Annotated in this window: 12 protein-coding genes, 1 tRNA gene and 1 rRNA gene; 13 read left to right on the top strand and 1 reads right to left on the bottom strand. The window is 42.8% G+C overall.

What is annotated here, in order from left to right; translation table 11 throughout:
• Positions 1-26 precede the first annotated feature (26 nt).
• The 6 genes from tkt to gap all read left to right on the top strand — a co-directional run bounded on the left by tkt (position 27) and on the right by gap (position 7,607).
• The gene (gene tkt / locus BWR56_RS08805) at positions 27-2,003 is read left to right on the top strand and encodes a transketolase (RefSeq protein WP_076984828.1); all 1,977 of its coding nucleotides are present in this window, start codon (positions 27-29) and stop codon (positions 2,001-2,003) included.
• 117 nt (positions 2,004-2,120) lie between these two features.
• On the top strand, positions 2,121-2,441 hold the full coding sequence (gene yajC / locus BWR56_RS08800) for a preprotein translocase subunit YajC (RefSeq protein ID WP_076984827.1): 321 nt from the start codon (positions 2,121-2,123) through the stop codon (positions 2,439-2,441).
• A 47-nt stretch (positions 2,442-2,488) separates the two neighbouring features.
• Positions 2,489-2,932 carry a low molecular weight protein-tyrosine-phosphatase gene (locus tag BWR56_RS08795; RefSeq protein WP_076984826.1) on the top strand — a complete coding sequence of 148 codons (444 nt, stop codon included), beginning with the start codon at positions 2,489-2,491 and terminating at the stop codon, positions 2,930-2,932.
• A complete protein-coding gene (locus tag BWR56_RS08790; protein WP_076984825.1) occupies positions 2,919-3,332 on the top strand; it encodes an MORN repeat-containing protein in 414 nt (137 codons plus the stop codon). The genes BWR56_RS08795 and BWR56_RS08790 overlap by 14 nt, the downstream gene beginning before the upstream one ends.
• A 295-nt stretch (positions 3,333-3,627) precedes the next feature.
• A complete protein-coding gene (adhE, locus tag BWR56_RS08785; protein WP_061421821.1) occupies positions 3,628-6,279 on the top strand; it encodes a bifunctional acetaldehyde-CoA/alcohol dehydrogenase in 2,652 nt (883 codons plus the stop codon).
• A 320-nt stretch (positions 6,280-6,599) separates the two neighbouring features.
• Entirely contained in the window at positions 6,600-7,607 is a 1,008-nt protein-coding gene (gap, locus tag BWR56_RS08780; protein ID WP_000260679.1) for a type I glyceraldehyde-3-phosphate dehydrogenase, read from the top strand.
• A gap of 67 nt (positions 7,608-7,674) precedes the next feature.
• Here gap and BWR56_RS08775 read toward each other — a convergent pair whose 3' ends face one another.
• A complete protein-coding gene (locus BWR56_RS08775) occupies positions 7,675-8,550 on the bottom strand; it encodes an RluA family pseudouridine synthase (RefSeq protein WP_076984824.1) in 876 nt (291 codons plus the stop codon).
• Positions 8,551-8,636: 86 nt separating this feature from the next.
• Here BWR56_RS08775 and pbp2a point away from each other — a divergent pair, with 86 nt between their 5' ends.
• The 7 genes from pbp2a to BWR56_RS08735 all read left to right on the top strand — a co-directional run bounded on the left by pbp2a (position 8,637) and on the right by BWR56_RS08735 (position 14,323).
• On the top strand, positions 8,637-10,832 hold the full coding sequence (gene pbp2a, locus BWR56_RS08770; RefSeq protein ID WP_076984823.1) for a penicillin-binding protein PBP2A: 2,196 nt from the start codon (positions 8,637-8,639) through the stop codon (positions 10,830-10,832).
• Positions 10,833-10,884: 52 nt separating this feature from the next.
• On the top strand, positions 10,885-11,037 hold the full coding sequence (rpmG, locus tag BWR56_RS08765; protein WP_001809375.1) for a 50S ribosomal protein L33: 153 nt from the start codon (positions 10,885-10,887) through the stop codon (positions 11,035-11,037).
• Positions 11,038-11,046: 9 nt separating this feature from the next.
• On the top strand, positions 11,047-11,223 hold the full coding sequence (gene secE / locus BWR56_RS08760) for a preprotein translocase subunit SecE (RefSeq protein ID WP_000505776.1): 177 nt from the start codon (positions 11,047-11,049) through the stop codon (positions 11,221-11,223).
• Between the two features lie 57 nt (positions 11,224-11,280).
• Positions 11,281-11,817, top strand: a complete 537-nt coding sequence (gene nusG, locus BWR56_RS08755) for a transcription termination/antitermination protein NusG (RefSeq protein WP_000376728.1) — start codon at positions 11,281-11,283, stop codon at positions 11,815-11,817.
• 120 nt (positions 11,818-11,937) lie between these two features.
• Positions 11,938-12,411 carry a transcriptional regulator gene (locus BWR56_RS08750; protein ID WP_076984822.1) on the top strand — a complete coding sequence of 158 codons (474 nt, stop codon included), beginning with the start codon at positions 11,938-11,940 and terminating at the stop codon, positions 12,409-12,411.
• A 63-nt stretch (positions 12,412-12,474) separates the two neighbouring features.
• Positions 12,475-12,546: transfer RNA gene (locus BWR56_RS08745), tRNA-Glu, on the top strand.
• A 230-nt stretch (positions 12,547-12,776) separates the two neighbouring features.
• Positions 12,777-14,323, top strand: a 16S ribosomal RNA gene (locus tag BWR56_RS08735).
• Positions 14,324-14,355 lie beyond the last annotated feature (32 nt).

The raw sequence follows: 14,355 nt of genomic DNA, 5'->3' as shown, positions 1-14,355 counted from the left end.
ATCACCTCAAAGAGAAAGGAAATTCTATGTCAAATCTATCTGTTAATGCAATTCGTTTTCTAGGTATTGACGCCATCAACAAAGCAAACTCAGGTCACCCAGGGGTGGTTATGGGGGCTGCTCCAATGGCTTATAGCCTCTTTACAAAGCAACTTCGTATCAATCCAGCTCAACCAAACTGGATCAACCGCGATCGCTTTATTCTTTCAGCAGGTCATGGTTCAATGCTTCTTTATGCCCTTCTTCACCTTTCTGGTTTTGAAGATGTTAGCATGGATGAAGTCAAGAACTTCCGCCAATGGGGTTCAAAAACACCAGGTCACCCAGAATTTGGTCATACTGCAGGGGTTGACGCGACAACTGGTCCTCTAGGACAAGGGATTTCTACTGCTACTGGTTTTGCCCAAGCAGAACGCTTCTTAGCAGCCAAATATAACCGCGAAGGTTTCAATATCTTTGACCACTATACTTATGTGATCTGTGGAGACGGAGATTTGATGGAAGGTGTTTCAAGCGAGGCAGCTTCATACGCAGGCTTGCAAAAACTTGATAAGTTGGTGGTTCTTTATGATTCAAATGACATCAACTTGGATGGTGAGACAAAGGATTCTTTCACTGAAAGTGTTCGTGATCGCTACAATGCCTACGGCTGGCATACAGCCTTGGTTGAAGATGGAACAGACTTGGAAGCAATCCATGCGGCTATTGAAGCAGCTAAAGCTTCAGGAAAACCATCTTTGATTGAAGTGAAGACTGTGATTGGATACGGTTCTCCAAACAAACAAGGAACTAATGCCGTACACGGGGCTCCTCTTGGAGCAGATGAAACTGCAGCAACTCGCCAAGCGCTCGGTTGGGACTATGAACCATTTGAAATCCCAGCTGAAGTTTATGCTGATTTCAAGGAAAATGTTGCAGACCGTGGCGCATCAGCTTATCAAGCTTGGACTAAATTAGTTGCAGATTATAAAGAAGCGCATCCAGAACTGGCTGCAGAAGTAGAAGCCATTATCGACGGCCGTGACCCAGTTGAGGTGACTCCAGCAGACTTCCCAGCCTTAGAAAATGGTTTCTCTCAAGCAACTCGTAACTCGAGTCAGGATGCCTTGAACGTTGTCGCTGCCAAGTTGCCAACTTTCCTAGGTGGATCAGCTGACCTTGCTCACTCAAACATGACTTATATCAAAACGGACGGACTTCAAGACGACGCTAATCGCTTGAACCGTAACATTCAGTTTGGTGTTCGTGAATTTGCAATGGGAACGATTTTGAACGGAATGGCCCTTCACGGTGGACTTCGTGTATACGGTGGTACTTTCTTCGTCTTCTCTGACTATGTGAAAGCAGCGGTCCGTTTGTCAGCCTTGCAAGGACTTCCTGTGACTTATGTCTTTACCCACGATTCGATTGCAGTTGGTGAAGATGGTCCAACGCACGAACCAGTTGAACACTTAGCAGGTCTCCGTGCCATGCCAAATCTAAACGTTTTCCGCCCAGCAGATGCGCGTGAAACTCAAGCAGCTTGGTACCTTGCCGTGACAAGCGAAAAAACACCAACTGCCCTTGTATTGACACGTCAAAACTTGACTGTTGAAGAAGGAACAGACTTTGACAAAGTTGCGAAAGGTGCCTATGTTGTCTATGAAAATGCAGCAGACTTTGATACCATCTTGATTGCAACAGGTTCAGAGGTGAATTTGGCGGTCGCAGCTGCCAAAGAATTGGCTAGTCAAGGCGCAAAAGTCCGTGTAGTCAGCATGCCATCTACAGATGTCTTTGACGCACAAGATGCAGCTTACAAGGAAGAAATTCTTCCAAATGCAGTTCGCCGTCGTGTTGCGGTCGAAATGGGAGCAACTCAAAACTGGTACAAGTATGTTGGTCTTGATGGTGCAGTTCTCGGTATTGATACCTTCGGAGCATCTGCCCCAGCACCAAAAGTATTGGCAGAGTATGGATTTACAGTTGAAAATCTAGTCAAAGTCGTTCAAAACTTGAAATAATCACAAAAATCAGAGTGAAAACTCTGATTTTTTATAAGCATAAAAACAAGGCACAACCTTGTAAAAGTAGCTGAAATTTGATATAGTAGTCCTATGTAAAATACAAAGGAGAAAACAATGGATCCAAATATTACTTTTTTAATCATGCTTGTAGGGATGATGGCCTTGATGTTCTTTATGCAACGTTCTCAAAAGAAACAAGCACAAAAGCGTATGGAAAGCTTGAACAAGCTTCAAAAAGGCTATGAAGTCATTACAATTGGTGGACTTTACGGAACAGTGGATGAAGTAGATACTGAGAAAGGTACAATCGTACTTGATGTAGATGGGGTCTACTTGACTTTTGAATTGGCTGCTATCAAGACCGTTTTGCCACTCAAAGAAGCTGTGACACCAGAAGGAACAGTTGTTGACGAAGGCGGAGCAATCGAAGAATAAAACGGGACCTGTCACTCCCGTTTTTCTATGAGATGAGAGGAAAAGGGATGAAAAAAATAGTATTTGTGTGCTTAGGAAATATTTGCCGTAGCCCCATGGCAGAGTTTGTGATGAAGTCCATGACGAGTGATTATCAAGTTGAGAGTCGTGCAACTTCGTCTTGGGAACATGGTAATCCGATTCATAAGGGAACGCAAGGGATTTTCCAACAGTATCAGATTCCTTATGACAAAGACAAAACATCGCTTCAGATTGGCAGAGAAGACTTTGAGTCGTTTGATTATATTATCGGTATGGATGCTTCAAACCTTTCAGATTTGCGACAAATGTGTCCTCAAGAACAAGAGCACAAGATTTATGCTTTTGCATCTGAAAGTGTCCCAGATCCTTGGTATACAGGAGATTTTGAGGAAACCTATGCTCGTATTACAAGTGGATGTCAACGCTGGCTAGATCGATTAGAAAATGAGACTGACAATGGAAAAGCTTAAACAATTTTATGAGAAGTGTAGAGTTTACCTAACTCGTCCTAGGTTAGAACTCATTGCAGTTGTCGTAATGGTACTCTGTGCTCTTTCGATATTTCTGCTAAATACGCCTAAAAAGGGTGTCCTGACACTTGATGGTGGAGCTCTTGTTTATGATGGCACCTTGGTACGAGGGAAAATGAATGGTCAAGGGACCCTGACCTTTGAAAACGGAGACCAATATACAGGTGATTTCAATAATGGAGCCTTTAACGGGAAAGGAACTTTCCAATCAAAAGATGGCTGGAAATACGAAGGTGATTTTGTAAACGGTCAGGCTGAAGGTCAAGGGAAGTTGACGACAGAGCAAGAAGTTGTTTATGAAGGAATCTTTAAACAAGGCGTTTTTCAACAAAAACAGTAGTCTCCTAACTTGGAGACTATTTTCAAAATCTAAAAAGAAAACGCTTTCTGCTTTTGGATTCGATAACTAACTCTCAACTAGAAAAACTTTGTGAAATAAAAAAATTTTTTCCATAATTTCACAATCGTCTAAGCAAAACTCTGTTGCGTAGCCATATTGAGAAAAAAATCACAATCTTGGGGAATTTCTTTGTGAAATGTTTATGAAACTGTTTACAAAGCATAAAAAAAGAGTTATAATAAACTTGTGAAAAAATTAACAAAGGATAAAATCCTTAAAGGCTATGGAGGATAATATGGCTGATAAAAAAACAGTAACACCAGAGGAAAAACAACTTGCTGCTGAAAAGCATGTCGATGGTCTCGTGAAAAAAGCCTTGGTTGCGCTTGATGAAATGCGCAAGTTGAACCAAGAGCAAGTTGACTATATCGTGGCAAAAGCTTCGGTTGCAGCACTTGACGCACATGGTATCCTTGCACAACACGCAGTTGAAGAAACTGGTCGTGGAGTATTTGAAGACAAGGCGACAAAAAACCTATTTGCCTGTGAGCACGTAGTGAACAATATGCGTGGAGTTAAAACAGTTGGAGTTATCGAGGATGATCCAATTACAGGTTTGACAAAGATTGCGGAGCCTGTAGGGGTAATCTGTGGTGTCACTCCGACAACAAACCCAACTTCAACAGCGATTTTCAAATCCTTGATTGCTTTGAAAACACGTAATCCAATCGTGTTTGCCTTCCACCCATCAGCTCAAGAATCATCAGCACACGCAGCACAAATCGTTCGCGATGCAGCGATTGCAGCTGGTGCTCCTGAAAACTGTGTTCAATGGATTACAAAGCCATCTATGGAAGCAACTGGAGCGTTAATGAACCACGAAGGTGTTGCAACTATTCTTGCAACTGGTGGGAATGCTATGGTTAAAGCTGCATACTCATGTGGAAAACCAGCACTTGGGGTAGGTGCCGGAAACGTTCCTGCCTATGTAGAAAAATCTGCTGACCTTCGTCAAGCTGCTCATGACATCGTTATGTCTAAATCATTTGATAATGGGATGGTCTGTGCATCAGAACAAGCGGTTATCATTGATAAAGAAGTATATGACGAATTTGTAGAAGAATTCAAATCATATCACACTTACTTTGTAAACAAGAAAGAAAAAGCGCTTCTTGAAGAATTCTGTTTCGGAGTGAAAGCAAACAGCAAAAACTGTGCTGGTGCTAAACTAAACGCAAACATCGTTGGTAAACCAGCAGCATGGATTGCAGAACAAGCAGGATTTAGTGTTCCAGAAGGAACAAACATCTTGGCTGCGGAATGTGCAGAAGTAGGACCGAAAGAACCATTGACTCGTGAAAAATTGTCACCAGTTATCGCTGTCCTAAAAGCTGAAGATACAGAAGACGGTCTTACAAAAGCTCGTCAAATGGTTGAGTTTAACGGACTTGGTCACTCAGCAGCCATCCATACAAAAGACGAAGCTCTCGCTAAACGCTTTGGTACAGAAATCAAAGCAATGCGTATTATCTGGAACTCTCCATCTACTTTCGGTGGTATCGGTGACGTATACAATGCCTTCATTCCATCATTGACACTTGGATGTGGTTCATATGGACACAACTCAGTCGGTGATAATGTGAGTGCGATCAACCTTCTAAACATCAAGAAAGTAGGGAAACGTAGAAATAATATGCAGTGGTTTAAAGTTCCTTCAAAAATTTACTTCGAACGCAATTCTATCCAATACCTTCAAACATGTGAAGATATTGAACGCGTTATGATTGTTACAGACAAATCTATCGAAAAACTTGGCTTTGTTCAACGTGTTATCGATCAATTGAACGCACGTAGCAACCGTGTAACTATCCAAGTATTCTCAGATGTTGAACCAGATCCAGACATCACAACTGTAGAACGTGGTGCTGAAGTGATGAAAGCATTTGAACCAGATACAATCATCGCTCTTGGTGGTGGTTCTCCAATGGACGCGGCCAAAGTAATGTGGCTCTTCTACGAACAACCAGAAATCGACTTCCGTGACTTGGTTCAAAAATTCATGGACATCCGTAAACGTGCCTTCCGCTTCCCATCACTTGGTAAAAAAGCGAAGTACATCGGTATCCCAACAACTTCAGGTACAGGTTCAGAAGTAACACCATTTGCCGTTATCTCTGATAAGAAAAACAACCGTAAATACCCATTGGCTGACTACTCATTGACACCAACTATTGCCATTGTTGACCCTGCTTTGGTTGAGTCAGTTCCAGACTTCATCGCAGCTGATACAGGTATGGACGTCTTGACTCATGCTACTGAAGCCTACACTTCAAACTTTGCTAACGACTACACAGACGGTATCGCCCTTCAAACAATCAAACTTGTCTTTGAATGGTTGGAAAAATCTGTTAAGACAGCTGACCCGGAAGCACGTGAAAAAATGCATAATGCGTCTACAATGGCTGGTATGGCTTTCGCCAATGCCTTCCTTGGTATGAGCCACTCAATGGCCCACAAGATTGGTGGTGTTCACCATACTGTTCACGGACGTACAAATGCAATCTTGCTTCCATACGTTATCCGTTACAACGGTACTCGCCCATCTAAGACAACTACATGGCCTAAGTACAACTACTGGAAAGCTGATGAGAAATTCCAAGACATCGCGAAAATGCTTGGATTGCCTCACTCAACTCCAGAAGAAGCGGTTGAAGCGTATGCCAAAGCAGTTTACGATCTTGGTGAAGCAGTTGGAATCACAATGAACTTCAAAGGCTTTGGAATCGATGAAAAAGCTTGGAAAGACAGCTTGCATGAAATTGCCTTGCTTGCTTATGAAGACCAATGTTCACCTGCTAACCCACGCTTGCCAATGGTAGCTGACATGGAAGAAATCATGGCAGATGCTTACTATGGTTATGCAGAACGACCAGGACGTCGTAAATAATCGTTTATCAGCCTAGAGACAGGAGTTATCCTGTCTCTTTTTTTGTAAACTCTTAAAGAGTTGAAATTGGGGTTTCACCTTGATAATGAAGAGAATATGCAGATATTATAAAAGATTCTAGAGATATGCTTTGGAAATAAAAGAATGGATGAATAAAAAGGGGGAGAAAAAGTAGAAAAGCAGGAGAGAAAATCAACGCCCGTACTTGCAATTAAACTCAAATAGTTATATAATAGGTTTGTTGAAAGGTGATTTGTAGTGATTCAAGTTACTCTTTTCACAATAAAATTTTCATGATTTTCATAAGGAGGAAATCACTAATGGTAGTTAAAGTTGGTATTAACGGTTTCGGACGTATCGGTCGTCTTGCTTTCCGCCGTATCCAAAACGTAGAAGGTGTTGAAGTTACTCGCATCAACGACCTTACAGATCCAGTTATGCTTGCACACTTGTTGAAATACGACACAACTCAAGGTCGTTTCGACGGTACTGTAGAAGTTAAAGAAGGTGGATTCGAAGTTAACGGTAAATTCGTTAAAGTTTCTGCTGAACGTGATCCAGAACAAATCGACTGGGCTACTGACGGTGTAGAAATCGTTCTTGAAGCAACTGGTTTCTTTGCTAAGAAAGATGCAGCTGAAAAACACCTTAAAGGTGGAGCTAAGAAAGTTGTTATCACTGCTCCTGGTGGAAACGATGTTAAAACAATCGTATTCAACACTAACCACGACGTTCTTGACGGTACTGAAACAGTTATCTCAGGTGCTTCATGTACTACAAACTGCTTGGCTCCAATGGCTAAAGCTCTTCAAGACAACTTCGGTGTTGTAGAAGGATTGATGACTACTATCCACGCTTACACTGGTGACCAAATGATCCTTGACGGACCACACCGTGGTGGTGACCTTCGCCGTGCTCGCGCTGGTGCTGCAAACATCGTTCCTAACTCAACTGGTGCTGCTAAAGCTATCGGTCTTGTAATCCCAGAATTGAACGGTAAACTTGACGGATCTGCACAACGTGTTCCAACTCCAACTGGATCAGTTACTGAATTGGTAGCAGTTCTTGAAAAGAACGTTACTGTTGATGAAGTGAACGCAGCTATGAAAGCAGCTTCAAACGAATCATACGGTTACACAGAAGATCCAATCGTATCTTCAGATATCGTAGGTATGTCTTACGGTTCATTGTTTGACGCAACTCAAACTAAAGTTCTTGACGTTGACGGTAAACAATTGGTTAAAGTTGTATCATGGTACGACAACGAAATGTCATACACTGCACAACTTGTACGTACTCTTGAATACTTTGCAAAAATCGCTAAATAATTCTTGAGTCGATAAAAGCAAGGCCTTCTGGTCTTGCTTTTATTATATAGAAAAATGGATGATGCTATCATCCATTTTGTTTTAATTCTGTTTCGAAAGTATCTGAGAGGGCAGTAAAACTCAATTGTTCTAAGGTGAGTGGATGAGTAAAAGAAAGTCGAAAGGCATGAAGCATGAGCCTGCTTACTTTTGATCTAGAGTTATAGAGAGGATCGCCCAAGATAGGATGCTTGTGATGAGAAAGGTGAACACGAATCTGATGCGTTCGACCGGTCTTTAGTTTGCAACGGACAAGGGTAGTCTTGTTTGGAAATTGCTTTAATCGACTGATATGTGTTTCAGCATATTGTCCATTTTTGGCATCGACTATTCTTTTTCTACGATCGTGTCGATCACGACCAATTTTATCTCGAAAGACAAGTTCTTTACTCTCTACTCGCCCTTCTATAAGTGCCCAGTAATCACGAGCGATTTCCTTTTTTTCCAACAAACGATTGAGGATAGGTAAGATAAAAGGATTTTTAGCAAAAAGCACTAAACCGCTTGTTTCCATATCCAAGCGATGAACGACATAGCAGGTTTGGTCAACGTAGGCAGAGACGTGGTTGAGAAGGGCAATTTCACCAGGTTGATTTCCGTGAGTTTTCATTCCCTCTGGCTTGTTGACGATAATGAGATGTTGGTCTTGATAAACCTCTTGAACGAGGTCTGGGTTGCCCCAAAGGATTTCTTTTTTGGGATAATCTTCCTCGTCAAAAGTCAACTGACAAATGTCCCCTGGCTTGACTATCTCGTTCCAGTGAACTTCTTTGTGGTTAATTAAGATGTTCTTCTTTGTTCTCAAAAAATGGCGAATTTTTCTAGGGATGAGGAGTTGTTCCTCTAAAAATTGTTTGACCGTCATTTGAGGCAAGGATTCGGGTAGTGTAAATGTGAATTGCATACAGATATTGTAACAAAAAAAGCCCTATTTGGATAGGGAGTAGCTAAATTCTTGAGTTCCTATGGTGAAGATGATAAAATAAACGCATGAAATTAGATAAATTATTTGAGAAGTTTCTTTCTCTCTTTAAAAAAGAAACGAATGAATCAGCGGAGTCTGATTCGACTAGCATGCGTCGTTCACGGAGCGATAGAAAAAAATTGTCCCAAGTAGGCCCAATTCGGAAATTTTGGCGTCGTTATCATCTGACAAAGATCGTCATCATTTTAGGGTTAAGTGCAGGTTTGCTAGTAGGAACCTACCTATTTGCGATAGCCAAGTCGACCAATGTCAATGACTTGCAAAATGCCTTGAAAACGCGAACTCTGATTTTTGACCGCGAAGAAAAAGAGGCAGGAGCCCTATCAGGTCAAAAAGGAACCTATGTTGAACTGACAGATATCAGTAAAGACTTGCAGAATGCTGTCGTCGCGACAGAGGACCGTTCCTTTTATAAAAATGATGGGATTAACTACGGTCGTTTCTTTCTAGCCATCCTTACAGCAGGCCGTTCTGGAGGGGGGTCCACCATCACTCAACAGTTGGCAAAAAATGCCTACCTTTCTCAGGACCAGACCGTTGAACGGAAGGCCAAGGAGTTTTTCCTTGCCTTAGAGTTAACAAAAAAATACAGCAAGGAACAAATCCTTACTATGTACCTCAATAACGCCTACTTTGGAAATGGGGTATGGGGTGTTGAAGATGCAAGTAAGAAATATTTCGGTGTATCGGCTTCACAACTAACGCTTGATCAGGCGGCCACTCTGGCAGGGATGCTCAAGGGACCAGAATTGTATAATCCATTAAATTCTGTTGAGACTTCGACCAACCGTAGGGATACTGTTTTGCAAAATATGGTTGCAGCAGGCTATATTGATAAAAATCAAGAAACCGAAGCGGCTGGAGTAGATATGGCTTCTCAACTGCAAGATAAGTATGAAGGCAAGGTTTCAGATTATCGTTACCCGTCCTATTTTGATGCAGTTGTCAACGAAGCAGTTTCCAAGTACAATCTTACAGAAGAAGAGATTGTCAACAACGGCTACCGAATCTACACAGAGCTTGACCAAAACTACCAAGCAAACATGCAGGTTATTTACGAAAACACTTCGCTATTTCCAACAGCAGAAGACGGAACACATGCCGAATCAGGTAGTGTCGCTCTAGAACCCAAGACTGGTGGAGTGCGTGGAGTTGTTGGTCGTGTAGCTAGTGATGACAAACCAGGTTTTCGCAATTTCAACTATGCCACTCAGTCTAAGCGTAGCCCAGGCTCAACCATTAAACCTTTAGTCGTTTATACACCCGCAGTAGAAGCAGGGTGGGCCTTGAACAAGCAACTGGATAATCATACGATGCAGTACAACAGTTATCAAGTAGACAACTATGCAGGTATTAAGACATCTCCAGAAGTGCCTATGTATCAGGCCTTGGCGGAATCACTCAACCTGCCAGCTGTTGCGACTGTAAATGAATTAGGTATTGACAAAGCTTTTGACGCTGGGGAGAGATTTGGTTTGAATATGGAAAAAGTTGACCGAGTTCTTGGAGTTGCCCTTGGTGGAGGTGTGGAGACGAATCCTCTCCAGATGGCGCAAGCCTATGCAGCCTTTGCCAATGGAGGTCTAATGCCTGAAGCACATTTCATCACTCGTATTGAAAATGCCAGCGGCCAGGTCATCAAGAGTCATAAAAACTCCCAAAAACGAGTGATTGATAAGTCTGTAGCTGATAAAATGACCAGCATGATGCTAGGAACATTTACCAATGGTACAGGAATTAGTTCGTCACCAGCGGATTACGTTATGGCTGGTAAAACAGGTACGACTGAAGCTGTTTTCAACCCGGAATATACCAGTGACCAGTGGGTGATCGGCTATACTCCAGATGTTGTAATCAGCCACTGGCTAGGCTTCCCAACAACAGATGAGAGTCATTATCTAGCAGGTTCGACCTCAAATGGAGCAGCCCATGTCTTTAGAAGTATGGCTAATACCATTTTGCCTTACACTCCAGGTAGCACTTTTACAGTTGAGAATGCTTATAAACAAAATGGGATTGAACCTGAAAATACGAAAAAGCAGGTTGTTGAAAATGAGACAAACCAATCTGAGGACCCGATAGGAGATATTCGTAGTCGTGCACAAAATCTTGTAGATGAAGCAGGCCGTGCGATTTCAGAAGCTAAGATAAAAGAAAAAGCCCAGACAATATGGGACTCAATCCTTAATCTATTTCGTTAAGAGGCTTGTCAAAGCCTAGGTTTCTTGTTATAATAGATAAGATGGAGGCGTTATGGCACTAAAAAAAGCAAGCCTAGCTTGTGCAGTTTGTGGTTCAAGGAATTACTCAATCAAAATTAGTGGGAACCCCAAGCCAACACGACTAGAAGTAAATAAATTTTGTAAACATTGTGGAAAATATACGACACATAGAGAAACGAGATAGGAGAGAACGATGGGTTTTATTAAGGATATTTTTAAACTTCTTAAAGAAACAACTTGGCCAACTCGCAAAGAAAGCTGGAGAGATTTTCGCTCTATTATGGAATATACAGCCTTCTTTGTGGTCATCATTTACATTTTTGACCAGCTGATTGTATCAGGTTTGATTCGATTTATTAACATTTTTTAGAAGAAAAGTGGAGAACTTCTGCTAGCTTTCTTCTATATATGTATGAAAGGAAATATCATGGATAGTTTTGACAAGGGATGGTTTGTTCTACAAACTTATTCTGGCTATGAAAATAAGGTAAAAGAAAATCTATTGCAACGTGCGCAAACATATAACATGTTGGATAATATTCTTCGCGTTGAGATTCCAACACAAACCGTGCAAGTTGAGAAAAATGGAAAGAAAAAGGAAATTGAAGAGAATCGCTTTCCAGGTTATGTCCTTGTAGAAATGGTCATGACCGATGAAGCATGGTTCGTCGTTCGAAACACACCTAACGTAACAGGATTCGTCGGCTCACACGGTAACAGATCAAAACCAACTCCACTTTTGGAACAAGAAATCCGTGATATTCTGGTTTCAATGGGACAAACTGTTCAAGAGTTCGATATTGATGTTGAAGTTGGCCAGACAGTCCGCATTATTGATGGCGCTTTTGCAGACTACACAGGTAAAATTACTGAAATTGATAACAACAAAGTGAAGATGATTATCTCTATGTTTGGTAATGATACGATTGCAGAAGTGAATCTCAACCAAATTGCAGAATTATAACCCCAGAGAGGCTGTGCCTCTCTTTTTATGTGCCGTTGAGGGAGGAAGAAGTATAAAACAGAGGAAGTAGACCCATGGACTCGCGCATTTTGCTAAACTAAATGCAGAAAGGAGAGGTCTATGAATCTAAAAGACTTATATGAAGAAAGTAAGGGAATCGTCCATAAGTGTCGCAAAGATTATCATTTGCATCTGTGGGAGAAAGAGGACTGGGACCAGGAAGGCATGTTATGTCTGTATGAGCTGGTGAGTCGCAATCCAGAGTTACTAGAGGGGGAGCGCCATCGACTTTATGTCTGCTTTAAAACAAAGTTTAGAAATCGTATCCTAGATTACATCCGTAAACAGGAAAGCCACAAGCGCCGTTTTGACAAAGAACCCTATGAAGAGGTGAGTGAGATTAGCCATCGTCTAGGAGAAAAAGGACTCAGGTTGGACGATTATTATCTCTTTCACGAACTTCTAAAGAATTACAAATCAAAGCAGAGTATGGAAAAACAAGAATTAATAGACCGTCTCATGGGAGGGGAAGTCTTTAGAGGACGTAAAGCTCTCCTGAGAGAACTTTCCCCTATCTTTTCAGAATTTCGGTAAAGAGGAAAAAAGTCCTTGACAAAGGTAAAAAAGTAGGTATAATAGAAAGAGTTGAAAAGCTCAGGTCCGTTGGTCAAGGGGTTAAGACACCGCCTTTTCACGGCGGTAACACGGGTTCGAATCCCGTACGGACTATGGTGTATTGCGGTTAAAAAAACTTGAAAAAAGTTTAAAAAATCTGTTGACAGAGACAGGTAGCTGTGATATACTAATATAGTTGTCGCTTGAGAGAGAATGAGTGACAAAGACCTTTGAAAACTGAACAAGACGAACCAATGTGCAGGGCACTATAACTGAGGTTATAGTACTGAACAATGAAAAAACAATAAATCTGTCAGTGACAGAAATGAGTGAGAACTCAAACTTTTAATGAGAGTTTGATCCTGGCTCAGGACGAACGCTGGCGGCGTGCCTAATACATGCAAGTAGAACGCTGAAGGAGGAGCTTGCTTCTCTGGATGAGTTGCGAACGGGTGAGTAACGCGTAGGTAACCTGCCTGGTAGCGGGGGATAACTATTGGAAACGATAGCTAATACCGCATAAGAGTAGATGTTGCATGACATTTGCTTAAAAGGTGCAATTGCATCACTACCAGATGGACCTGCGTTGTATTAGCTAGTTGGTGAGGTAACGGCTCACCAAGGCGACGATACATAGCCGACCTGAGAGGGTGATCGGCCACACTGGGACTGAGACACGGCCCAGACTCCTACGGGAGGCAGCAGTAGGGAATCTTCGGCAATGGACGGAAGTCTGACCGAGCAACGCCGCGTGAGTGAAGAAGGTTTTCGGATCGTAAAGCTCTGTTGTAAGAGAAGAACGAGTGTGAGAGTGGAAAGTTCACACTGTGACGGTATCTTACCAGAAAGGGACGGCTAACTACGTGCCAGCAGCCGCGGTAATACGTAGGTCCCGAGCGTTGTCCGGATTTATTGGGCGTAAAGCGAGCGCAGGCGGTTAGATAAGTCTGAAGTTAAAGGCTGTGGCTTAACCATAGTACGCTTTGGAAACTGTTTAACTTGAGTGCAAGAGGGGAGAGTGGAATTCCATGTGTAGCGGTGAAATGCGTAGATATATGGAGGAACACCGGTGGCGAAAGCGGCTCTCTGGCTTGTAACTGACGCTGAGGCTCGAAAGCGTGGGGAGCAAACAGGATTAGATACCCTGGTAGTCCACGCCGTAAACGATGAGTGCTAGGTGTTAGACCCTTTCCGGGGTTTAGTGCCGCAGCTAACGCATTAAGCACTCCGCCTGGGGAGTACGACCGCAAGGTTGAAACTCAAAGGAATTGACGGGGGCCCGCACAAGCGGTGGAGCATGTGGTTTAATTCGAAGCAACGCGAAGAACCTTACCAGGTCTTGACATCCCTCTGACCGCTCTAGAGATAGAGTTTTCCTTCGGGACAGAGGTGACAGGTGGTGCATGGTTGTCGTCAGCTCGTGTCGTGAGATGTTGGGTTAAGTCCCGCAACGAGCGCAACCCCTATTGTTAGTTGCCATCATTCAGTTGGGCACTCTAGCGAGACTGCCGGTAATAAACCGGAGGAAGGTGGGGATGACGTCAAATCATCATGCCCCTTATGACCTGGGCTACACACGTGCTACAATGGCTGGTACAACGAGTCGCAAGCCGGTGACGGCAAGCTAATCTCTTAAAGCCAGTCTCAGTTCGGATTGTAGGCTGCAACTCGCCTACATGAAGTCGGAATCGCTAGTAATCGCGGATCAGCACGCCGCGGTGAATACGTTCCCGGGCCTTGTACACACCGCCCGTCACACCACGAGAGTTTGTAACACCCGAAGTCGGTGAGGTAACCTTTTAGGAGCCAGCCGCCTAAGGTGGGATAGATGATTGGGGTGAAGTCGTAACAAGGTAGCCGTATCGGAAGGTGCGGCTGGATCACCTCCTTTCTAAGGATAAGGAACTGCACATTGGTCTTGTT

Origin of the sequence: Streptococcus oralis (assembly GCF_001983955.1) — a bacterium.
Taxonomy (GTDB): Bacteria; Bacillota; Bacilli; order Lactobacillales; family Streptococcaceae; genus Streptococcus; species Streptococcus jiangnanensis.
The sequence above is the reverse complement of the archived record's forward strand: the minus strand, read 5'-3'. Positions and strand labels throughout refer to the sequence as shown.

Excerpts from the sequence above, each read along its gene's own strand:
- adhE (WP_061421821.1), top strand. The coding sequence starts at position 3,628 with ATGGCTGATAAAAAAACAGTAACACCAGAGGAAAAACAACTTGCTGCT.
- rpmG (WP_001809375.1), top strand. The coding sequence starts at position 10,885 with ATGGCACTAAAAAAAGCAAGCCTAGCTTGTGCAGTTTGTGGTTCAAGG.
- gap (WP_000260679.1), top strand. The coding sequence starts at position 6,600 with ATGGTAGTTAAAGTTGGTATTAACGGTTTCGGACGTATCGGTCGTCTT.
- tkt (WP_076984828.1), top strand. The coding sequence starts at position 27 with ATGTCAAATCTATCTGTTAATGCAATTCGTTTTCTAGGTATTGACGCC.
- yajC (WP_076984827.1), top strand. The coding sequence starts at position 2,121 with ATGGATCCAAATATTACTTTTTTAATCATGCTTGTAGGGATGATGGCC.
- nusG (WP_000376728.1), top strand. The coding sequence starts at position 11,281 with ATGGATAGTTTTGACAAGGGATGGTTTGTTCTACAAACTTATTCTGGC.
- secE (WP_000505776.1), top strand. The coding sequence starts at position 11,047 with ATGGGTTTTATTAAGGATATTTTTAAACTTCTTAAAGAAACAACTTGG.
- BWR56_RS08775 (WP_076984824.1), bottom strand. The coding sequence starts at position 8,550 with ATGCAATTCACATTTACACTACCCGAATCCTTGCCTCAAATGACGGTC.
- pbp2a (WP_076984823.1), top strand. The coding sequence starts at position 8,637 with ATGAAATTAGATAAATTATTTGAGAAGTTTCTTTCTCTCTTTAAAAAA.
- BWR56_RS08750 (WP_076984822.1), top strand. The coding sequence starts at position 11,938 with ATGAATCTAAAAGACTTATATGAAGAAAGTAAGGGAATCGTCCATAAG.
- BWR56_RS08795 (WP_076984826.1), top strand. The coding sequence starts at position 2,489 with ATGAAAAAAATAGTATTTGTGTGCTTAGGAAATATTTGCCGTAGCCCC.
- BWR56_RS08790 (WP_076984825.1), top strand. The coding sequence starts at position 2,919 with ATGGAAAAGCTTAAACAATTTTATGAGAAGTGTAGAGTTTACCTAACT.